This is a genomic window from Roseococcus sp. SYP-B2431, from assembly GCF_004336745.1.
In the GTDB taxonomy this organism is placed as follows: domain Bacteria; phylum Pseudomonadota; class Alphaproteobacteria; order Acetobacterales; family Acetobacteraceae; genus Roseococcus.
This window is the reverse complement of record NZ_SJXD01000022.1, coordinates 193,360-212,050: the sequence shown is the minus strand read 5'-3', so window position 1 is coordinate 212,050 and position 18,691 is coordinate 193,360. Positions and strand designations below refer to the sequence as shown.

At 71.4% G+C, this 18,691-nt stretch carries 23 protein-coding genes; 8 read left to right on the top strand and 15 right to left on the bottom strand.

The genetic code is table 11. The features are described from left to right. The first annotated feature begins 7 nt into the window (after positions 1-7). Positions 8-409 (top strand): hypothetical protein, encoded by a 402-nt coding sequence (locus EJV46_RS09005; protein ID WP_165585433.1) that lies wholly within the window; start codon positions 8-10, stop codon positions 407-409. Positions 410-415: 6 nt separating this feature from the next. Here EJV46_RS09005 and EJV46_RS09000 read toward each other — a convergent pair whose 3' ends face one another. Further along, positions 416-1,006, bottom strand: a complete 591-nt coding sequence (locus EJV46_RS09000; protein ID WP_131548285.1) for a DUF4136 domain-containing protein — start codon at positions 1,004-1,006, stop codon at positions 416-418. A 114-nt stretch (positions 1,007-1,120) separates the two neighbouring features. Between EJV46_RS09000 and EJV46_RS08995 the strand changes: the two genes are divergently transcribed. Continuing rightward, positions 1,121-1,822 (top strand): DJ-1/PfpI family protein, encoded by a 702-nt coding sequence (locus EJV46_RS08995; RefSeq protein ID WP_131548284.1) that lies wholly within the window; start codon positions 1,121-1,123, stop codon positions 1,820-1,822. A gap of 112 nt (positions 1,823-1,934) precedes the next feature. Here the strand turns inward: EJV46_RS08995 and rplI are convergent, their stop codons facing one another. The 10 genes from rplI to EJV46_RS08945 form a co-directional block, all read right to left on the bottom strand. Beyond that, positions 1,935-2,486 (bottom strand): 50S ribosomal protein L9, encoded by a 552-nt coding sequence (rplI, locus tag EJV46_RS08990; RefSeq protein WP_131548283.1) that lies wholly within the window; start codon positions 2,484-2,486, stop codon positions 1,935-1,937. A gap of 15 nt (positions 2,487-2,501) precedes the next feature. Then, entirely contained in the window at positions 2,502-3,398 is an 897-nt protein-coding gene (locus EJV46_RS08985; protein ID WP_131548282.1) for a hypothetical protein, read from the bottom strand. Positions 3,399-3,414: 16 nt separating this feature from the next. Then, positions 3,415-3,693, bottom strand: coding sequence for a 30S ribosomal protein S18 (gene rpsR, locus EJV46_RS08980; RefSeq protein ID WP_131548281.1), 279 nt, complete (start codon positions 3,691-3,693; stop codon positions 3,415-3,417). Positions 3,694-3,697: 4 nt separating this feature from the next. Next, positions 3,698-4,174 carry a 30S ribosomal protein S6 gene (rpsF, locus tag EJV46_RS08975; RefSeq protein ID WP_131548280.1) on the bottom strand — a complete coding sequence of 159 codons (477 nt, stop codon included), beginning with the start codon at positions 4,172-4,174 and terminating at the stop codon, positions 3,698-3,700. A 277-nt stretch (positions 4,175-4,451) separates the two neighbouring features. After that, positions 4,452-5,465 (bottom strand): DNA polymerase III subunit delta, encoded by a 1,014-nt coding sequence (holA, locus tag EJV46_RS08970; RefSeq protein ID WP_131548279.1) that lies wholly within the window; start codon positions 5,463-5,465, stop codon positions 4,452-4,454. Positions 5,466-5,472: 7 nt separating this feature from the next. Next, positions 5,473-6,030 (bottom strand): LPS assembly lipoprotein LptE, encoded by a 558-nt coding sequence (gene lptE / locus EJV46_RS08965; RefSeq protein WP_165585432.1) that lies wholly within the window; start codon positions 6,028-6,030, stop codon positions 5,473-5,475. Positions 6,031-6,088: 58 nt separating this feature from the next. Beyond that, positions 6,089-8,695, bottom strand: coding sequence for a leucine--tRNA ligase (gene leuS / locus EJV46_RS08960; RefSeq protein ID WP_131548277.1), 2,607 nt, complete (start codon positions 8,693-8,695; stop codon positions 6,089-6,091). A gap of 270 nt (positions 8,696-8,965) precedes the next feature. Beyond that, entirely contained in the window at positions 8,966-9,520 is a 555-nt protein-coding gene (locus tag EJV46_RS08955) for a DUF3576 domain-containing protein (protein ID WP_131548276.1), read from the bottom strand. An 87-nt stretch (positions 9,521-9,607) separates the two neighbouring features. Continuing rightward, positions 9,608-11,041 carry a porin gene (locus tag EJV46_RS08950; RefSeq protein WP_165585431.1) on the bottom strand — a complete coding sequence of 478 codons (1,434 nt, stop codon included), beginning with the start codon at positions 11,039-11,041 and terminating at the stop codon, positions 9,608-9,610. Positions 11,042-11,230: 189 nt separating this feature from the next. Then, on the bottom strand, positions 11,231-11,806 hold the full coding sequence (locus EJV46_RS08945) for a thiamine phosphate synthase (protein ID WP_240782478.1): 576 nt from the start codon (positions 11,804-11,806) through the stop codon (positions 11,231-11,233). A gap of 52 nt (positions 11,807-11,858) precedes the next feature. On the opposite strand from EJV46_RS08945, the gene EJV46_RS08940 reads away from it, so the two are divergent. Continuing rightward, on the top strand, positions 11,859-12,542 hold the full coding sequence (locus EJV46_RS08940; protein ID WP_131548273.1) for a YggS family pyridoxal phosphate-dependent enzyme: 684 nt from the start codon (positions 11,859-11,861) through the stop codon (positions 12,540-12,542). Here the strand turns inward: EJV46_RS08940 and EJV46_RS08935 are convergent. Continuing rightward, on the bottom strand, positions 12,524-13,054 hold the full coding sequence (locus EJV46_RS08935) for a hypothetical protein (RefSeq protein WP_131548272.1): 531 nt from the start codon (positions 13,052-13,054) through the stop codon (positions 12,524-12,526). The genes EJV46_RS08940 and EJV46_RS08935 overlap by 19 nt on opposite strands. Before the next feature lie 106 nt (positions 13,055-13,160). Between EJV46_RS08935 and EJV46_RS08930 the strand changes: the two genes are divergently transcribed. Both EJV46_RS08930 and EJV46_RS08925 read left to right on the top strand, forming a co-directional pair. Then, positions 13,161-13,721 carry a NifU family protein gene (locus EJV46_RS08930; protein ID WP_131548271.1) on the top strand — a complete coding sequence of 187 codons (561 nt, stop codon included), beginning with the start codon at positions 13,161-13,163 and terminating at the stop codon, positions 13,719-13,721. 202 nt (positions 13,722-13,923) lie between these two features. Beyond that, positions 13,924-14,511: a malonic semialdehyde reductase gene (locus EJV46_RS08925; RefSeq protein ID WP_131548270.1), complete on the top strand. Its 588-nt coding sequence runs from the start codon at positions 13,924-13,926 to the stop codon at positions 14,509-14,511. A 93-nt stretch (positions 14,512-14,604) separates the two neighbouring features. Here the strand turns inward: EJV46_RS08925 and EJV46_RS08920 are convergent, their stop codons facing one another. Further along, positions 14,605-14,838: a hypothetical protein gene (locus EJV46_RS08920; RefSeq protein WP_131548269.1), complete on the bottom strand. Its 234-nt coding sequence runs from the start codon at positions 14,836-14,838 to the stop codon at positions 14,605-14,607. Between the two features lie 244 nt (positions 14,839-15,082). On the opposite strand from EJV46_RS08920, the gene EJV46_RS08915 reads away from it, so the two are divergent. The 3 genes from EJV46_RS08915 to EJV46_RS08905 are packed head-to-tail and all read left to right on the top strand — an operon-like array spanning position 15,083 to position 17,568. Next, positions 15,083-15,445, top strand: a complete 363-nt coding sequence (locus tag EJV46_RS08915) for a PepSY domain-containing protein (RefSeq protein ID WP_131548268.1) — start codon at positions 15,083-15,085, stop codon at positions 15,443-15,445. 49 nt (positions 15,446-15,494) lie between these two features. Further along, the gene (locus EJV46_RS08910) at positions 15,495-16,157 is read left to right on the top strand and encodes a response regulator transcription factor (protein WP_131548267.1); all 663 of its coding nucleotides are present in this window, start codon (positions 15,495-15,497) and stop codon (positions 16,155-16,157) included. 13 nt (positions 16,158-16,170) lie between these two features. Further along, positions 16,171-17,568, top strand: a complete 1,398-nt coding sequence (locus EJV46_RS08905) for a sensor histidine kinase (RefSeq protein WP_131548266.1) — start codon at positions 16,171-16,173, stop codon at positions 17,566-17,568. Positions 17,569-17,614: 46 nt separating this feature from the next. On the opposite strand, the gene EJV46_RS08900 is transcribed toward EJV46_RS08905, so the two are convergent. Then, positions 17,615-17,992 (bottom strand): hypothetical protein, encoded by a 378-nt coding sequence (locus EJV46_RS08900; RefSeq protein ID WP_131548265.1) that lies wholly within the window; start codon positions 17,990-17,992, stop codon positions 17,615-17,617. Between the two features lie 7 nt (positions 17,993-17,999). Further along, positions 18,000-18,638: a GTP cyclohydrolase I FolE gene (folE, locus tag EJV46_RS08895; RefSeq protein WP_131548264.1), complete on the bottom strand. Its 639-nt coding sequence runs from the start codon at positions 18,636-18,638 to the stop codon at positions 18,000-18,002. Positions 18,639-18,691: the final 53 nt, after the last annotated feature.

Here is an 18,691-nt window from a genome sequence, read left to right as displayed (position 1 = left end):
GACGGGGATGCGCTTCGCCGCCGGGCTTGCCGTCGCGCTGCTCCTCGCGGGCTGCGCGCTGGAACCGGCGCGGAACGCCAACCTGCCGGTGGTCGGCGTCGCCTTCCAATGGACGGCGGCGGACCGCTGCTCGCCGCGGTCGCCGGCGCTGACGATCCAGAACCTGCCGCCCGGCACCGCCCGTGTCGCGGTCCGGCTGACCGACCTGAACATGCCGATGTTCAACCAGGGCGGCGAGATCTTCGTGCCGCCGGGCGGCCGGGTGCCGCCCGGCACCCTGCCCAATTACGCCGGGCCCTGCCCGCCCGCCGGGGAGCGGCATTCCTTCCGCTTCACCGTCGAGGCCAGGGACGCCGCGGGGCAGGTGATCGGCGCCGGCCAGGCCACCCAGCTCTTCCCGCCGGAATAGCCGCTTTCAGCGGGCCGGCGGCGGGACCGGCGTGCCGATGCCCGCGCGATACGGATACCGGGCGAAGATCGCCGCGATCGAGGTGTCGATCCGCTCCTGCGGAAAGGTGCGGTCGCGATCGGTGACGGTCGCCACCGCCACGCCCTCCCAGACCATCGCGTCGCGCCGACGATCGACGAGGTCCACGTTGATCGTGCCCTCGGTGTACTGGTCCACGAAGGGCCCGCTCCCGAAGGCGTAGCCCGGCCAGACGCCGTAGCCGCGATAGCCGTAATAGGCCATCGGCGGCGCGAAGGCCGGGCCGCCCGAGACCTGGATGCGCTCCTGGAATCGGCCGTGGAAGTTCACCAGCAGGTCCGGGGCGTTCGGCGCGTAGGTGTAGCCGCGCGCCGTCATCTCGCGCTCGACCGCGGCCTTCATGCGGTCGGTGGTGAGTGTGGTGTAGCCGGAGCGGTCGGTGCCCAGGGGGCTGGCCCAGCCGAAGGTGCGATAACGGGCGAAATCGGCGTTGCGGTCGTAGTCCACCCGCACGTCCGGGCCGGTGGCGCAGGCGGCGAGCGCCGCGAGAAGCGTGAGGGCGAGCAGGCGGCGCAGCATGGGGCGGTTCCTTCCGATCGGGCGACGCTATGGCCGAGGGCCCGCATGTTCAACCTGGGCCCTTGCCCCGGAGTTGCACCACCGCCACCATCCGCGTGCAAGCGGGAGCGCGACATGGCCCATCTCACCATAGGCAGCCTGATCTTCGACGAACTCGACCAGGTGGACCTGACGGGGCCGCACGAGGTGCTCTCGCGCCTGCCGGATTCCAGCTACGCCATCTATGGAAAGACCATGGCGCCGGCACGCGACATGAAGGGGCTGCGCATCCTGCCGGACGCCACGCTGGACGAGGCGCCGCCGCTCGATGTGCTGCACATCCCCGGCGGCTTCGGCGTGGACGCGCAGATGGCCGATCCGGTCGTCCTCGACTGGATCCGTCGGCAGGCCGAGGGCGCGCAGGCCGTCTTCACCGTCTGCACGGGCGCGCTGCTGCTGGGCGCGACCGGGCTGCTGCGCGGCCGCCGCGCCACGACGCATTGGGCGAGCCACCACATCCTGCCCTCCTTCGGCGCCGTCCCCGTGCAGGCGCGGGTGGTGGAGGACGGAAAGTTCGTGACGGCGGCGGGCGTGACCTCCGGCTTCGACGGCGCGCTTCACCTCGCGGCGAAGCTGCGCGGGCAGGCCGCGGCGGAGGCCATCCAGCTCTATATGCAATATGACCCGACGCCGCCCTTCGACGCCGGCACGCCGGAGACCGCGCCGCCGGAGATCGTGCAGGCCACGCGGACGGCCATGGCCGGGGTGATCGCGCGGCGCGAGGAGATGGCGCGCCGGATCGGGGCCGCCTTCATCGGAGCAGCGGCCAAGGGGTGAGGCCCAGGAGTGAGGATGGCAGGCGGGCACCGACCCGCCCGAAGCCGCGCAGCCGCCCACGAAAAAGGGGGCCTCGCGGCCCCCTCTCTCACCGTCCGCGGATCGGGGAGGACTACTCCCGCGTCGCGGCGCCCAGCTCGGCCACCAGCTCATCCTCGAGGGTGATGTCCTCCTCGCGGGCGATCTCCTCGCCGCGGGCCTGCCTCTCGGCCTCTTCCGGGCTGCGGGCCACGTTCACGATCACGGGCAGCATCACCTCCGGGTGCAGCTCCACGCGCACCGTGGTGAGGCCCAGTGTCTTGATCGGCTGGTCCAGCAGCACCTGCGAGCGGTTCACCGTCAGGCCCGCCTCGGTGCAGCCATCGGCGATGTCGCGTGCGGACACCGAGCCATAAAGCCCGCCGCTCTCACCCGCGGAGCGGATCAGGACCACGGAGAGCCCCTCCATGCGCTCGGCCACGCGCTCGGCCTCCGCGCGTCGCTTGAGGTTCTGGGCTTCCAGCTGCACCCGGTCCTGCTCGAACTTCTCGAGGTTGGACTTGGTGGCGCGGATCGCCTTGCCGCCGGGAAGCAGGAAGTTGCGCGCGTAGCCGGGCTTGACCTTAACGAGCTCGCCCATCTGGCCGAGCTTGTCCACGCGCTGCATCAGGATGAGTTCAATCATGATTGGCCTCGGATCTCAGGTTTGGGGCGGCATCGAGGGCCGCCGATATTGGTCGAGAAGGCCCACGCCGACCATCAGCGGGGCCATGATCTGGAGAAACAGGAGCATCAGCACGTAGAAGCCGGCCAGGAACGCCACCCGCCCCGCCCGCCCGCGCAGCCGGCGATGCACGCCGACGACGCCCAGCAGGAAGACCGGCACCAGCAGGATCAGCAGCGACGACAGCGCCACGGCGCCGCCGAAGGCCAGCCAGGCCGCCAGCGCGATCGCCGGGAGCAGCAGGTACCAGCCCGGCAGGTGCAGCGCGTCGGCCGGGGGCGTGCGATGGATCGCGAGGGCCTTCCGCGCCAGCAGCGCCTGCGCCGCCAGCCCGTTGCCCACCATCAGCAGCGCCACCCAGAAGCCGGCCGCGGCCGCCTTCACCTGCGCGATCTGGTCCACCATGCCGTCGGGCAGCGAGACGCCCATGCGGCGCATGCCCAGCTCCACGGCCGACCGCATCTCCGCCTCGAGGTCGGGGATGGCCAGCGCCAGCACCGCCAGCACCACCACCGGCCAGAGGCCGAGCAGCGCGAGCGGCAGGGTGAGGTCCATCCGGCCCGGCTGCATCGCGGTCGCGACGATCATCGCGGCCGGAAGGCCAAAGACCGCCAGATAGACCAGCAGCCCGAGCGAGCTGGTGCTCAGGAGGACCAGCACCGCCGCGATTCCCACGGCGGAAACCGCCGCGCGCGCCCCGAAGCCGAAGCCCGCCGCGAAGACCGGCAGGGGCGAGAGCCACATCAACAGCCCGCCCAGCGGCATCCCGCGCATCGCCCAAAGGGCGAGCAGCGCCGAGCCCACCCCCGCGGCGCCCGCCGCGAGGGCGGCGGGCTGGCTGAACAGCCCCCCTTGGCCCGATGTCTGGCTCACCCCGTGCACTCCTGAATCAGTCGTTGATCACATAGGGCAGCAGGGCCAGGAAGCGGGCGCGCTTGATGGCATTCGCCAGCTCGCGCTGCTTCTTGCCGCTGACGGCCGTGATGCGGCTCGGCACGATCTTGCCGCGCTCCGAGAGGAAGCGGGACAGGAGCCGCACGTCCTTGTAGTCGATCTTCGGCGCGTTCGGGCCGGAGAAGGGGCAGGACTTGCGGCGACGGTAGAAGGGGCGGCGGGCGCCGACGGCGGCGCGGCGATTGGCGATGTTGGGTTCTGCGGTCTCGCTCATCGGATCACATCTCGTCGTTCAGGTTGAGGTCCATCTCGTCGCGCGGACGGGCACGGAATTCCTCGCGGTCGTCGCGGCCGCCACCGGTGCGGCCCGAGCTGAAGCGGCCGGCGGGCTTGGGCCCACGGAAGCCGCGCTCACGGTCGCGATCGTCGGCGCGCTTCGCCAGGATGGCGGAGGGCGTCTCGGGGTCGATGGCCTCGACGCGGATGGTCATCTCGCGCAGGACGTCCTCGTTCAGGCCGAGCTGACGGACGACTTCCTGCATCGCGGCGGCGGGGGCGTCGATGCCGAGGAGCATGTAGTGCCCCTTGCGGTTTTTCTTCACCTTGTAGGCGAGGCCGCGGAGGCCCCAGTATTCGCGCTTCTGGACGTGGCCGCCCTGCTCGCCGAGCGTCGTCGCGACATTGTCGGCGATCGTCTCGACCTGTTGCTGGGTCACGTCGTTGCGCGCGATGAACACGCATTCGTAAAGTGGCATGGGAGCTCCCTATGGCTGCTCAGCCCGGGCGGCCACCGGACATCGGAGCGCGCAAACGGGCATAGCCGCGGGCGTGCCAACGCCAACGGCAGGGTGGCGCGCAGAGACCATGGCCGGCCTCGCCGGTCAATATCGTTTTTGCCCTCCGGCGCCAGGCGCCGTCTCCGGCGGTTCGGCCTCGCCGCGCGGCCCGAGCGCGGGCCGGGAGGTGAAGCGCGCGGCGTCGGCCGCCCCTGCGCCGGATTCCCGAAGCGATTCCCGGGCCTTGCGGGCTCCGCTATCTGGCCGCGCTTCTGGCCATCCCCAACACCACCTGCCGCGCGATCACCTCGTCCGGCAGGCCCGTGGACTTCGTCTGGCGCTCGGCGCGCAGCAGGGCTGCGCCCAGCGCCTCCAGCCGCGCCGGCGACCAGCGCTGCAAGGCGCGCTCCATGGGCCCCTTGGACTTCCAGAAGACGGGCGGGCGCAGCGCAGCGATCGCCTCGGCCGGCGCGCTGCCGTCGGCCACCGCCAGCGCCGCCACGTGCAGCCGCTGCACGTGGCGCAGCGCCGCGCGCAGCACCTGCACCGGGTTCGCCCCCTCGGCGAAGGCCCTGGCGATCGCGCGGTCCGCCACCGCCACCTCACCCAGCGAGGCCGCCAGAAGCGCCTCGTCCAGGCCCAGCATGCTGCCCTCGCCGAGCAGCTCCATGGCCTCCTCGGCCGTGATGCGCGCGGCCGGCGCGGCATGCAGCGCGAGGATCTCCAGCGAGCGGCGCATGGCCAGCCGGTCCTCGCCGGCACGCTCCGCCAGCCAGTCCAGGGCGGCCGGCTCGGCCTGCGCGCCCAGCTCGCCCAGGATGCGCTGGATCGAGCCCACCAGGTCCCGTCCGCGCTCGGCGTAGCATTCGATGACCTGGCCGCGCGCATCCGCGGCCACCAGCGTCCGCAGCTTCGATTTGCCGGTGAGCCCCGTCCCCTCGATGACGACCAGCCCTGGCCCCGGCCCCGCCAGCGCCCCGCGCACCGCCTCGGCCCAGCTGTCCCGCGCCTCGCGCAGGCGGATCGCGACACGCCCGCCGGTCAATGGCACCGAGGCCGCCTCGCCGGCCAGCGAACCGGCATCCCTGGCAGCCTCGCGCCCGGGCTCCACCACGCGGATCGGGTCCTCGCCTGCGACGGCGCGCACCAGCTGTCCCGCGCGCTCGTTCACCAGCCCGGCATCGTCGCCGACCAGCAGCACCACCCGGCAATCCTCCGGCGGATCGGCGAGGAAGGCGGTCAGCCGCCGCGGATCGAGCTTCGCGGCCAAGCCGTGCTCAGGCCTGCATGCGCCGGCGCAGCGCCACCGCCACGCCGATCACGATCCGGTCGCTCACCTCGGTGAGCAGCCGGCGTTCCATCTCGTCGCGCGAGGCATCGGCGGCGAAGAACTGCAGGTCGGGCGTGTTGAAATCGTCGAACGTGCGGACCGTGCCGCGGTCGACGACCACCGGCGGAACCGCGGCGGTGGCCAGGATCCAGGTGCCGGTGGCGACGTAGCGCACCCGCGTGAGCGTGCCGTCGCGCCGGTAGCCCAACCCCTCGGCCTGGAAGCTGAGGCCGACGACGAGGTCGTAGCGGGCCTGGGTGCCAGGCCTGAGCCCCTCGAACTGCCGCTGCAGCGACCGGCGCAGGACCTGGCCCGTACGCTCACCGATCGGGGCCACGCGCACCGATGCCAGCTGCTCCTGCAGGGCCGGCTCGTTGGCGGCGGCGACGTTGCGCCCCCCCTCCGGCCCGTAGACCGGGCGGAAGCCGCAGCCCGCCAGCCCGGCCGAGGCCAGCCCCAGCGAGGACAGGAGAAGGCCGCGACGCCCGGGGCCTGATCCGCTCACCTTCCGACACTCCTCCGGCCCAGGCTCCGCCGACCGGGAGCCGCCGCCGACGATCACCCTAGACGACAAGGTTGACCACCCGGCCCTTCACATGGATCCGCTTCCGGATGGGCTTGCCGCCCAAGGCCCGCTGCACGTTCTCCTCGGCCTCGGCCGCGGCGAAGACCACCTCGTCGGGCGCGTCCACCGCCACCTCGATGGTCCCGCGCAGCTTGCCGAGCACCTGGACGGCCAGCGTCACCGTCTCGGCCTTCAGCAGGGCAGGATCGGCTTCCAGCCAGGGCAGCTGCGCCACCAGCGCGGCGCCCGGACGCAGCGTGGACCACAGCTCCTCGGCGAGATGCGGCATCATCGGCGAGGCCAGCCGGATCAGCGCCTCCAGCGCCTCCTGGCGGATGGTCAGCGGCGCGGCGGGGGCTTCGGCAATGGCATTGGCCAGCTCGTGGATGCGGGCCACGGCGACGTTGAAGGCGAAGCTCTCCAGCGCCTCGGTGATCGCGGCGATCGTGCGGTGCGTGGCCTGCAGCAGCTTCTTGCCCGCCGCCTCGTCCGGGGCGTCGGCCTCGCGCAGGTTCTCATCACGCAGGCTTTGGGCGAGGCGCCAGACGCGGCCGATAAAGCGGCTTGCCCCCGCCACGCCCGATTCGGACCATTCCATGTCCCGATCCGGCGGGTTGTCGCTCAGGATGAACCAGCGCGCCGTATCGGCACCGTAGCGGCCGATGATGGCCCCCGGATCCACGGTGTTGCGCTTGGACTTGGACATGGATTCGACCCGGCCGACCGTCACCGGCTCGTCCCCGCCCCTTAGGACGGCGGTGCCGTCCGGGCGCTTCTCGACTTCCTCCGGATAGAGCCAGCGGCCGTCCGCGCCCTTGTAGCTCTCGTGCTGGACCATGCCCTGGGTGAAGAGGCCGGCGAAGGGCTCGTCGACCGACACATGCCCCGTCGCGCGCATCGCCCGGGTGAAGAAGCGGCTGTAGAGCAGGTGCAGGATCGCGTGCTCGATGCCGCCGATATACTGGTCCACCGGCAGCCAGGCATCGACCGCGGCCTGCGTCACGGGCCGTTCCGCGCGCGGCGAGCAGAAGCGCGCGAAGTACCAGGAGCTGTCGACGAAGGTGTCGAAGGTATCCGTTTCCCGCCGCGCCGCCTTGCCGCAGGACGGGCAGGCGACGTGCTTCCAGGTCGGGTGATGGTCCAGCGGATTGCCGGGGCGGGAAAAGTCCACATCCTCCGGCAGGATGACCGGGAGCTGCTCCTGCGGGACGGGCACCGCGCCGCAATCGTCGCAATGGATGACCGGGATCGGGCAGCCCCAGTAGCGCTGGCGCGAGACGCCCCAGTCGCGCAGGCGCCAGTTGGTGACGCCCTGGCCGCGGCCCAGCTCCTCGATGCGGGCGATGGCGGCCCGCTTGGCCTCGGCGACCGGGAGGCCGTCCAGGAAGCCGGAGTTGAAGAGCGTGCCGTCCTCGGTGAAGGCCTGGTCGGCGATGGTGAAGGTGGCGGGATCGGCACCGTTCGGCAGCACCACGGGCGGCACGGCCAGGCCGTATTTCCGCGCGAAGTCGAGGTCGCGCTGGTCGCCGCTGGGGCAGCCGAAGATCGCGCCCGTGCCGTATTCCATCAGCACGAAGTTCGCGATCCAGACGGGGTAGGTCGCGCCCTCGATGAAGGGGTGCGCGACGCGGAAGCCCGTGTCGAAGCCGCGCTTCTCGGCCTGCTCGATGACGGCCTCGCTGGTGCCCTGGCTGCGGCATTCGGCGACGAAGGCGGCGGCGGCCGGGTCGCGCGCGGCGGCGGCGGCGGCCAGCGGGTGCTCGGCCGCGACGGCCAGGAAGGACATGCCGAAGAGCGTGTCCGGCCGCGTGGTGAAGACCTCCACTTCGGTGGTGGCGTCCACCGGCTCGGCCATCCGGAACCGCACGCGCGCGCCCTCGCTGCGGCCGATCCAGTTGGCCTGCATCAGCCGCACGCGCTCGGGCCAGCGGTCCAGACCGTCCAGTGCCGCCAGCAGGTCGGGCGCGAATTTGGTGATGGAGAAGAACCACTGGCTCAGCAGCTTCTTCTCGACGGGCGCGCCGGAGCGCCAGCCCTTGCCGTCGATCACCTGCTCATTGGCGAGCACGGTGCCGTCCACCGGGTCCCAGTTGACCCAGCTCTCCTTCCGCTCGACCAGGCCGGCCTGGAGGAAATCCAGGAACAGCTTCTGCTGCTGGCCGTAATATTCGGGATCGCAGGTCGCGAATTCGCGCGCCCATTCCAGCGAAAGCCCCATGCGCTTCAACTCGGTGCGCATGTTCGCGATGTTCGCGTAGGTCCAGGCGGCCGGATGCGTGCCGCGCTCGCGCGCCGCGTTCTCGGCCGGCAGCCCGAAGGCGTCCCAGCCCATCGGATGCATCACCAGATGGCCGCGGGCGCGCTTGTAGCGCGCGACCACGTCGCCGAGCGTGTAGTTGCGCACGTGCCCCATGTGGATCTTGCCCGAGGGGTAGGGGAACATCTCGAGCACGTAGTACTTCCTGGCCCCGGCCGGCGGCACGTCCGGGACCGAGAAGCAGGAGGCGGCCTCCCAGGCCTTTTGCCAGCGCGGCTCGGCGGCGGCAAAATCGTAGCGATCGGCGGCCGCGTTCGCGGCGATGGCGTTCTGGGGTGTATCGGGCATGACGGTCCTGAATAGAGCCGCCCCGCCGCCACCTCAAGGCGGCTTGACCGGGATCTCCGCCCGCGTGTCGATTTCATTGGGGGGAGGTGCGGCGGAGGGCGATCGTTGGCCGGGGATCGCGCGCGGCGCTCCTGCGTCGGCCGCCCCGCGGCACTGGCGGGCGCGACCGTGCCGCGGCCGTCTCATCTTCCCAGGGGAAGGCGGGCTCCGTCGCCGGATCGTCCTCTCGAATGGCGGCCCGAGGAGGGCAGGCCGCGCCTGGAGCGGCGGTCAGCGGCCCGCCGACTGGCTCCGCAGCTCGCGGGCGCGGGCGAGGACGCGGTCCTCCATCTCGGAATTCGTGGCGGTGGAGGCGGCGGCATCCACCCAGGCGCCGTTGCGGTTCACCTGGCGGAAGACCTGCACGCGCACGCCATCGGAGCGAAGCTGGCGGCCGATCACATAGGCGGTCGCCTTAAAGCGCTCGCCTTCCGCCTGGGGCGGCGAGTACCAGTCGGTGATGATCACGCCGCCAAAGGGATCGGCACTGGCCAGGGGCATGAAGGAGAGGGTGTCGAGCGTGGCGCGCCAGAGATAGGCGTTCACCGTCATCCCGCCGCCGCCGGCATTGGCGCCGGTCCCGCCACCCTGCGCCTCGCGCGAGCGGTCCACGCCGAAGACCACGATGCCGGAGCTCGTCGGATTGGCGCCCGTCTGGCGCAGCGCCAGTTCGCGGGCGTTGTCGGTGCCGTACTCGTCGTTGCGCACCTGGCGGCCGCTCTGGCAGGCCGCAAGGACGACCAGGGCGAGGCCCAGTGCGAGAATCGGACGGCTGGCGTGTGTCATGAATGCGCTTCTAGGGGAGGGGCTTGCAAAAGAAAAGGGGCGGCAGGTTGCCCTGCCGCCCCGTCCCGTCACGAAGAGTGACGAGCCTCAGAAGGCGATACGCGTGCCGAGGATGAACACGTCCGAGAACGCGCGGCTCTGGACGCCGGGGCGGTTCGGATCGAGATCACGGCCCTGCTCACGCACCGAGTAGTGAACCCACTCGGCGATCAGGTCCATGCCGGGGGCAAGGCGGTAGTTGCCACCGACGGCAACGCCCCAGCGGCGCATGCCGGCGCAGGAGTTCGACGCGCCAGCCACCGTCGGGCGGCAGGTGCCCTGAACGAGCGGGCCGGTGGTGCTGTCGGTGAAGCTCGAGCGGCTACCGCCCTCGAAGAGGCCGGTCACGAAGTTCGAACCGATCGTGAAGGGCCCGACGGTGTACTGGGCACCGACCGTCAGCTGCTCCGCCTGGCGGTCACCACGCATGGTGCTGCCCCAGAAGAAGTTGTAGTCGCCGAAGGTGTAGTTCGCACCCACGGTGAAGCCGTAGGCGCTCGCCTGGGCGCCGACCTGCCAGATGTTCAGGCCGTTGAACACGCGGGACTGCGCGCCAGCGGTCGAGATGTCGCGGGCCGCGCCGGCCCCGATGTAGCCGACCGTCGCGGCGAGGCCGACGCCGGCCAGGTTGCCACGCCAGCGAAGAGCGGCCTGGACCTCGTTGCGCTTCACGTTCTGCTCGGGACCCGCGGCGTAGATGCCGAAGTTGCGGGCGCCGGAGAAGGCATAGGCGGTGTCGCAGTAGCCCGAGCTTGCGTTGTTGGGGCAGCCCGTGTCCTCGCCGACGTTCGCGTTCGGGGCGAAGCTCGCGCCGAAGTCGAAGCCGAAGAACTGCGGCGACATGTAGATGATCTTCGAGGCGTCGCCGAGGCCGCCCGGCGCCGTCGTCGTACGACCGCCGGCCTGGCGGGTCACGAAGCTCTCCCACGAACCGTGCACGCCGCCCGTGCCGAAGCCCTGGACCCAGCCCGAGTTCATCAGGCCGCCCATGACGCCGTCTTCGTCACCGAAGCGGACCTGGCCGAAGCGCGGATGCGCGATGTAGGCGTACATCTCGTCCACGGCGACCGTGGTCTTGCCGGCGCTGGCGCGGCCCTGGACGAGCTGACGGCCTTCGAGGCCGCTGCTGTTCAGCGAGATCTGCGCGCCGTAGGTCAGGCCATTGGCCAGCTTGCCGGACACGATGACGTCGATGCCGGCGTCGGTCGAGATGTCGTGCTTGCCGAGGCGAGCGATGTTGTTGGTCGAGGTCGTGCTGGTGCCGATGCCAGGAATGGACTCGGTACCGCCGCCGACGTTCTGCGGCAGGCCCGTCGAGGTCACCGAGTTACGGCTGCTCTGCTGCGTGTAGCCATAGTAAGCCCGGAAGAAGCCGCCGATACGAACGGTCGGCGCTTCCTGAGCGGAGGCCTGGGGCGCCATGACGGCGCTGCCCACGACCGCCGAGACGACTGCCGTCGTGCCCAGCAAAATCTTGCGCATGTTCAAACTCTCCTCACGCGCCGGCCTCGGCCGGCTTTGTTCCCCTTGACCCTCCCCCCCCATCCCTGGGCGAGGCCGTGACCCCCCGGTCTGCTGCGTCCCGGGCATAACCGGTCCGTACAAACCAACGATCACTTGGGTCCGCGACGGACTATGCGTCGACGCCTTACGACCGGGCAACCGACATCATCATGGGAGCGCGACTTCCCTGAGACACTGTGGCTGATGCGCCACAGACTGCTGCCAGGCCCCGATGGCGGCCCAGCCGGCGGCTCTCCGCCCGGGCAGACGGCGCATCCGGAGGGCCGTCATGCCTCCCAGCGCCACCGCGGGCCGACGGGCGGCGCCCGCCAGCACGGCCCAGCGAAGCGGGCCCAGCGCCGTTGCGCCGGGGTGGCTCTCCGTGGGGAAGGCTGGCGATACCAGGGCCGCATCAGCTCCGAGCCGCCGTGCCCGCGCCACGCCGATGCGGCCATGGATCGCCGTGGAAAGCAGCCGCGATCGCCGATTCAACAGGAAGGGCAGCAGGTTGCGGCAGGCTGCCCGGTCGGGGACGTGCAGCCCGGCGCCGAGGCGGAGTGCGGCCCGCCCATCGCCGCTGACCAGCAGGAGGAGGCCTTTGGCCCGGCAGATCCGGGCCACGCGGCGCGCCACCTCCGGCGCCGCGCCGCGCAGCAGGACCGCCGCGCCGCGGGGCAGCCCGTCGAGCAGCGGCGTCGGATCCGGCAGCCGCGCCGGGTCGCTCAGGAGCCACAGCGCCGGCACCGGGGCCGTTGCGCCCCTGGCGCCGCGCGCCCCTCTCCGTATTCTATGGTGCATGCCAGACGACATCCCCCAGAGCCTCGCCCGAATCCTCGCGCGAATCGAGACGGCGGCCCGCAGGGCCGGCCGCGACCCCGCGGCGGTCACGCTGGTGGCCGTCTCCAAGACGCATCCGGCCGAGGCCGTGGCGGCCGCGCTTGCCGCGGGCCAGGCCGTCTTCGGCGAGAACCGCGTCCAGGAGGCGGCGCAGAAATTCCCGCCGTTGCGGGAGCGCCATCCGTCCTTGCGGCTTCACATCATTGGCGGGCTGCAGACCAACAAGGCGCGCGACGCCGTGCGGCTGGCCGATGTCATCGAGAGCCTGGACCGCCCGAAGCTCGCCCAGGCGATCGCCGAGGCCATGGCGAAGGAGAACCACCGGCCGGAGCTGATGATCCAGGTGAATATCGGCGACGAGCCCCAGAAGTCCGGCATCTCGCGCGCCGAGGCGCCAGGCTTCCTCCGCGCCTGCCGCGAGGAATGGGGTCTGCCGGTCACCGGCCTCATGTGCATCCCGCCGGCCGAGGGCGATCCGCGCCCGCATTTCGCCGCCCTGGCCGCAATGGCGAAGGAGCACGGGCTGGCCAAGCTCTCCATGGGCATGAGCGGCGATTTCGAGACGGCGATCGAGGAGGGCGCCACCCTGATCCGAGTCGGCTCGGCGATCTTCGGCGCGCGGCCCTACCCCGCCGGGGCCTGATCGGTCCTCCGGTCGGTGCTCTGTGTCGCCGGTCCGGGCAGCCGCGTGGCCTCGGCCAGCGCCGCCATGGTCCGGGCCGGCGAGGCCAGCTCTGCCCAGCGGCGATAGGCGCCCGCCACGTCCTGCGCGGCGACGCCTGCCGTGGCGGGGCGCGCGGCCGGCAGCGGATCCGGCTCGCCGTTCAGCGCGGCCCGCAACCGGGCGCCGGGCATCGTCATCTCGACGGCGGAAGCGACGCCCGCCAGCGCCATGCCCAGCGGCCCGCCCAGGATGCCCGCGCCGAGGACGCGCATCGCCGGATGGATGTCCGCGCCGGTCACCGCCCGGTAGGCGATGCCGACGCCCGGCAGATGATGCAGCGGGTTCAGCCCCTGCAGCACGTCGTCGAAGGTGATCTCGCCCGGGATGGGGAGCGCCTCGTCCGGGCCCAGCGCCGGCCCGCCATCCGGCGGCTCCGGCACGTCGAGCCGGCCGGGCGGGCGGAAGGCGAGGCGGATGGGATCGGCCAGCATGACATGCTCCTGGGTCGGGTCGGACCGGCGAGGCAGCAACCCCCGTGCCACCTTGCGTCCCTGCCTAAACCGGACCACATCAGCCCGGATTGAAGGACACCAAAACATGTTCATCGAGACCGAGAGCACGCCCAACCCTGCCACCCTGAAGTTCCTGCCCGGCCGGAGCGTGATGGGCGAGGCCGGAACGGCCGATTTCGTCGCCGGCGACGATGCGGGCCGCGCGCCGCTGGCCAGCCGCCTCTTCGCGCTGGACGGCGTGGCGCGCGTCTTCCTGGGCACAGACTTCATCACCGTCACCAAGACGGACGCCACGGACTGGCAGGCGCTCCGCCCGCAGGTGCTCGGGGCCGTGATGGAGCATTTCCTCTCAGGCCAGCCCGTGATCGAGGGCGTCGGCGCCGAGGCGGACGAGGATTTCGACCCCGCCGACGCCGAGATCGTCGAACAGATCAAGGAACTGCTGGACCAGCGCGTCCGCCCGGCGGTGGCCGGCGACGGCGGCGACATCGTCTTCCGCGGGTATCGCGACGGCATGGTGAAGCTGACCATGCAGGGCGCCTGCAGCGGCTGCCCCTCCTCGCGCGCCACGCTCAAGCACGGCGTTGAGAACATGCTGCGCCACTACATTCCCGAGGTCGTGGCGGTGGAGCAGGTCGAGGGCTAGCCTCTCGGAACCTGGCCGCACAGCGGCAGGCGCCGCCACGCTGACCTTCCGCCGACGCAGCCGTGGCGCGGCGAAGCCAAGCGCGTCCGGCGTCCGAGGGCTCGACCATCAGCCCCGTGAATGACCTTCATGCCTTGGGCGGGATGGCCGGGCAGGGCGGGCGCCGGCATAGTCGGCGCATCAACCCGATCGGAGCCTCCCGATGACCAAGCTCGACGCCGCCGCCCTCGATACGCTGTTCCGCAGCGCGCGCACGCAGAACAAGTGGACGGACGCTCCCGTCACCGACGAGGAGCTGCACGCGCTCTACGATCTGCTGAAGTTCGGCCCCACCAGCGCCAACGCCTCGCCCGCGCGCTTCGTCTTCGTCCGCTCGCCCGAGGCCAAGGCCAAGCTGAAGCAGGCCCTTTCGGCCGGCAACACCGAGAAGACGATGACCGCGCCCGTCACCGTCATCGTGGCGCATGACCCGAAATTCTATGACCATCTGCCCCGCCTCTTCCCGCATGCGGATGCCAAGAGCTGGTTTTCGGGCAACTGGTCGCTGGCGGACACCACGGCCTTCCGCAACGGCACGCTGCAGGGAGCCTACCTGATCCTGGCGGCCCGCGCGCTCGGCTTGGACACCGGCCCCATGAGCGGCTTCGACAATGCCAAGGTCGACGAGCAGTTCTTCGCGGATTCGGGCTTCAAGACGAATTTCCTCATCAACCTGGGCCACGGCGACCCGTCCGGCGTCATGGAGCGGCTGCCGCGCTTCGATTTCGACGAGGTCGCGAAGATCGTCTGAGCCCGAACGCAAGGCACCGGCCGCTCGCGCGGCCGGCGCCGTTGCCGGTCCTTGGGAAAATCCGAGCTGGCAACGGCCTTGTGGAGCCCGGCCCTAGCGCCGGGCTTCGCCCATCCAGCCCGCGGCGAGGCGCGGCGCTACCTTGGCCGTTTCGCGGGCCCGCAGCCGCGCGGCCAGGCGGGCCTCGCCTTGCAGCTTCGCCATCCGGTCCCGGTCGGCCTGCTTGCGGCCTCGATCCTGCCAGACGAAGACGAGCGGGATGCAGGCCAGCGCGATCATGAACACGCCCAGCATATGCGGCGCCAGATCTTCCAGACCGACCAGCATGACCCAAAGCTCCTGTCCCGGCGACGCCCCCGCTCGACGGGCAGGACACATGGCGACCGTGACTTTCCCCTTATAGAAGCTTTCCTGAACATGGACTGAGCGGCCGATTCAGCCTTCGTTCAGCCATTCGGGCGCGAAGCCGGCCAAAGCCCCCGCGATGCCCCTTCTAAGGCTCGCATCCCTGAACTGGACTGAGCGCCCGATTCAGCCTTGGTTCAGCCCTTCAGGATCAAATCACCAGCGCATGCGCCGCCGTTTCCTGCCGCTCCTGGCCCTCACCCTTTTCCTGGCCGCCCCGGCCGCGGCGCAGGAGCGGCGGGACCATGAACGGGCCCGGGCCGCGCTGGAGGCCGGGCAGATCCGTCCCCTCTCCGAGCTGCTCTCCGAGGTGGAGCGCCGCTATCGCGGCCGTGTCATCGAGGCCGAGCTGGAGCTGGACGACGGCCAGTGGCTCTACGAGATCAAGATTCTCCCACCGAACGGCCAGCTCTTCACCGTCGAGCTCGATGCCGCCACCGGCGCGATGATCCGCTCGCGCGGCCCGGTGCAGGAGCGAAACTCCCACGAGGCCCATCCGGTGCCGCGGACCTCCGCCGGCAAGCGGTAGCTCCCCCCGCTGATGGACCGCACCGGCCCAACGCGTGCATGATGGCCGGATGCGCCTGCTCATCGTCGAGGACACACCCGAGCTGCACCAGCAGCTCCGTACCAGCCTGACCGAGGCGGGCTTCGCCGTGGACGGCGCCCTGGACGGCGAGGAAGCGCTGCATCTGGGCGAGACCGAGCCCTACGACGCCGTCGTGCTCGACCTTGGCCTGCCGCGGGTGGACGGCCTCACCGTGCTGCGACGCTGGCGCGCGGCCGAGCGGACCATGCCCGTCCTCATTCTTACCGCCCGCGACTCCTGGAGCGAGAAGGTCGAGGGGCTGAACGCCGGCGCGGACGACTACCTGGCCAAGCCCTTCGCCATGGGCGAGCTCGTGGCCCGGCTGAACGCGCTGATCCGGCGGTCCAACGGCGTGGCCCGGCCGGAGCTCACCTTCGGCGACGTGCGGCTGGACACCGCCACGCGCGGGGTCTCGCGGGCGGGCCAGGCGGTGCGGCTCACGGCGCTGGAATACGGGCTCTTCTCCTATCTGGCGCTGCATGCCGGCCGGCCCGTCTCCAAGACGGAACTGACCGAGCATCTCTATGCCCAGGATTTCGACCGCGACTCCAATACGCTGGAGGTCATTGTGGCAAGGCTCCGCCGCAAGCTCGGCGATGGGCTGATCGAGACCGTGCGCGGCCAGGGCTACCGCCTGCAGAGCCCCATCTGATGGACATCGGATGATGCGCCTCCGGCCTGCGCTGGCCGGGCTCTGGGCCATGAATTCGCTGACCCGCCGGCTGGTGATCCTGACCACCCTCTGGGTCTCGCTCGGTCTCGGGATGATCGCCTGGTTCGTGGTCCGCACCGACGAACAGCAGATCCAGTCCACCGCCGACGCCCGGCTCGCCAGCCTGCTCGACGCCGTGGTGGCCGCGACCAGCTTCGATCCCGCCACCGGCCCCGTCCTGACCCGCCCGGTCGCCGATCCGGAATTCGAGCGGCCGCTCTCGGGCCACTACTGGCAGCTCACCGGCCCGGGCGGGATACAGGTGACGTCGCGCTCCCTCTGGGACTCCCGGCTCGGCCCGCCGCTGCGGGAGCCCGCGGAGGGCGTGCGGGCGCGCAGCATGCAGGGCCCCCGCGGCGAGGATCTGCGCGTGCTGGAGCGCGACGTGCAGATCGACAGCCGTTTCGGCCGGGTGCCCATCTCCGTCCAGGTCGCCTTCGCGCGCGAGGGCACGGCAGACGAGATCGCCGATCTGCGCAGCAACGTCATCCTGGCCTTCGCGCTGCTGGGAACGGGGCTGGTGGCGGTGGTGGCGCTGCTGGTGATCTGGGGCCTGCGGCCGCTGCGCCGCACGCAGCAGGAGCTGGCCGAGGTGCGTCAGGGCCGCCGCCTGCACATCGACGTGGTGGCGCCGATCGAAATCGCGCCGTTGGTCACGGAGATCGAGGCGCTGATCGAGCAGAACCGCGCGACGGTCGAGCGCGCGCGCAACCACGTAGGAAACCTCGCCCATGCGCTGAAGACGCCCATCGCCGTGCTGCGCAACGCCCTGGAGGCCGGCGACATGGCCGGCGCGCGGGTCCAGTCGGCGACGCTGGAGCGGCTGGTCCAGCACCATCTGCGGCGGGCCCGGGCGGGGGCGCTGGCGGGCTCGGCGGGAGCGGAGAGTGCGCCGCTGGCGGTGGCCGAGGCGCTCGGCACGGCGCTGCGCCGGCTCACGGCGGCGCGCGGCATCCAGATCCGGGTGGCGGGCGAGGCCGAGGCCCGGGTGCGGGCCGACAGCCAGGACCTGACCGAGATGCTCGGCAACCTGATGGAGAACGCCTGCAAGTATGGCAGCGGACGGGTGGCGGTGCGGGTCTCGCTGGTGAATGCGGGCCGGATCGCGATCCTCGTGGAGGATGACGGGCCGGGGCTGGCCGAGGGCGACGACGGCGCGGTCCTGCTGCGCGGGGTGCGGCTGGACGAGGCCAAGCCAGGCTCGGGGCTCGGGCTGGCGATCGTGGGGGATCTGGCCTCGCTGTATGACGGGACGCTGACGCTGGAGCGGAGCACGCGGCTGGGCGGCCTGGCCGCTCGGCTGGAACTGCCCGGGCGGCTGGCGAGCGAGAAGTATCAGGGGCCGGATTGAGAGCCCGGCGGGCCGCCCTCGGCCAGTGCGTAAGGTCCTGGCTCGGTCAGCCTGCGCTCGCCAGCAGGGGCGCGACGCTCAGCGCATAGGTCAGCAACGCCATCATCCCGCTGCCCAGCACCATGCCGGCCGTGACGGCCAGGGTGCGCCGCCAGCGCGACAGCCGCAGCGCCCGTGTTCCGAGCCAGACCGCCGGCACCAGCGGCCCCATCAGGAAGGTCACGAGGATGGCCAGGGGCCAGGCGCTGTCCTGCGGGAACATGCCGGCGCTGCCGACGCCATGGATCGCGCTGATCGCCGGGGCCGCGATCGACAGCGCCAGCGCCCCGGGCAGCCCCAGGCCGAGCATCACCCCCAGGATCGCCAGGGCGGCGCCCGACAGCGAGGACAGCAGCGCCGAGCGCCCCCAGGAGCCCGCCGCCACCGCCGCGTCAGGCCTCGCCGGAACCGCGCGGGCCGGTGATCATGGACAGGAACTCCCGCCGCGTCGCGTCATTGTGCCGGAAGGCGCCCAGCATGCGCGAGGTGACCATGGAGACGCCCGTCTTGTGGACGCCGCGCGTGGTCATACACTGGTGGCCGGCCTCGATCACCACGGCCACGCCCTTGGGGTGCAGCACGCTCTCGATGGTATTGGCGATCTGCGCCGTCAGCTTCTCCTGGATCTGCAGGCGCTTCGAATAGGCGTCGATCACCCGCGCGAGCTTGGAGATGCCGACGACCTTGCCGTCCGGCAGATAGGCGACATGCGCCTTGCCGATGATGGGCACCATGTGGTGCTCGCAATAGCTCTCCAGCCGGATGTCGCGCAGCACGACCATCTCGTCATAGCCGTCCGTCTCCTCGAAGGAGCGGGCGAGGAGCTCGACGGGGTCGGTGTCGTAGCCGGCGAAGAACTCCTCGTAGGAGCGGACCACGCGGGCCGGCGTGTCGAGCAGCCCCTCGCGGTCCGGGTCGTCGCCCGCCCAGCGCAGTAGCACGCGGACGGCGGCCTCGGCCTCCTCGCGGGTCGGTTTGACGGGGCTCTGGCCCTCTTCCGCCTTTCGTTCGGGCGGCGCCTGGATGTTCATGGCCTTCGACTTTCGTATTCGCGAGTCTGAAAGAGATGGGGCCAGCAAAGCCC

Excerpts from the sequence above, each read along its gene's own strand:
- EJV46_RS08915 (WP_131548268.1), top strand. The coding sequence starts at position 15,083 with ATGCGCCGCCGTTTCCTGCCGCTCCTGGCCCTCACCCTTTTCCTGGCC.
- leuS (WP_131548277.1), bottom strand. The coding sequence starts at position 8,695 with ATGCCCGATACACCCCAGAACGCCATCGCCGCGAACGCGGCCGCCGAT.
- rpsR (WP_131548281.1), bottom strand. The coding sequence starts at position 3,693 with ATGAGCGAGACCGCAGAACCCAACATCGCCAATCGCCGCGCCGCCGTC.
- EJV46_RS09000 (WP_131548285.1), bottom strand. The coding sequence starts at position 1,006 with ATGCTGCGCCGCCTGCTCGCCCTCACGCTTCTCGCGGCGCTCGCCGCC.
- EJV46_RS08995 (WP_131548284.1), top strand. The coding sequence starts at position 1,121 with ATGGCCCATCTCACCATAGGCAGCCTGATCTTCGACGAACTCGACCAG.
- EJV46_RS08935 (WP_131548272.1), bottom strand. The coding sequence starts at position 13,054 with ATGCTGGCCGATCCCATCCGCCTCGCCTTCCGCCCGCCCGGCCGGCTC.
- EJV46_RS08905 (WP_131548266.1), top strand. The coding sequence starts at position 16,171 with ATGCGCCTCCGGCCTGCGCTGGCCGGGCTCTGGGCCATGAATTCGCTG.
- EJV46_RS08955 (WP_131548276.1), bottom strand. The coding sequence starts at position 9,520 with ATGACACACGCCAGCCGTCCGATTCTCGCACTGGGCCTCGCCCTGGTC.
- rplI (WP_131548283.1), bottom strand. The coding sequence starts at position 2,486 with ATGATTGAACTCATCCTGATGCAGCGCGTGGACAAGCTCGGCCAGATG.
- EJV46_RS08930 (WP_131548271.1), top strand. The coding sequence starts at position 13,161 with ATGTTCATCGAGACCGAGAGCACGCCCAACCCTGCCACCCTGAAGTTC.
- EJV46_RS08940 (WP_131548273.1), top strand. The coding sequence starts at position 11,859 with ATGCCAGACGACATCCCCCAGAGCCTCGCCCGAATCCTCGCGCGAATC.
- EJV46_RS08925 (WP_131548270.1), top strand. The coding sequence starts at position 13,924 with ATGACCAAGCTCGACGCCGCCGCCCTCGATACGCTGTTCCGCAGCGCG.
- EJV46_RS08950 (WP_165585431.1), bottom strand. The coding sequence starts at position 11,041 with ATGCGCAAGATTTTGCTGGGCACGACGGCAGTCGTCTCGGCGGTCGTG.
- EJV46_RS08910 (WP_131548267.1), top strand. The coding sequence starts at position 15,495 with ATGCGCCTGCTCATCGTCGAGGACACACCCGAGCTGCACCAGCAGCTC.
- rpsF (WP_131548280.1), bottom strand. The coding sequence starts at position 4,174 with ATGCCACTTTACGAATGCGTGTTCATCGCGCGCAACGACGTGACCCAG.
- EJV46_RS09005 (WP_165585433.1), top strand. The coding sequence starts at position 8 with ATGCGCTTCGCCGCCGGGCTTGCCGTCGCGCTGCTCCTCGCGGGCTGC.
- EJV46_RS08920 (WP_131548269.1), bottom strand. The coding sequence starts at position 14,838 with ATGCTGGTCGGTCTGGAAGATCTGGCGCCGCATATGCTGGGCGTGTTC.
- folE (WP_131548264.1), bottom strand. The coding sequence starts at position 18,638 with ATGAACATCCAGGCGCCGCCCGAACGAAAGGCGGAAGAGGGCCAGAGC.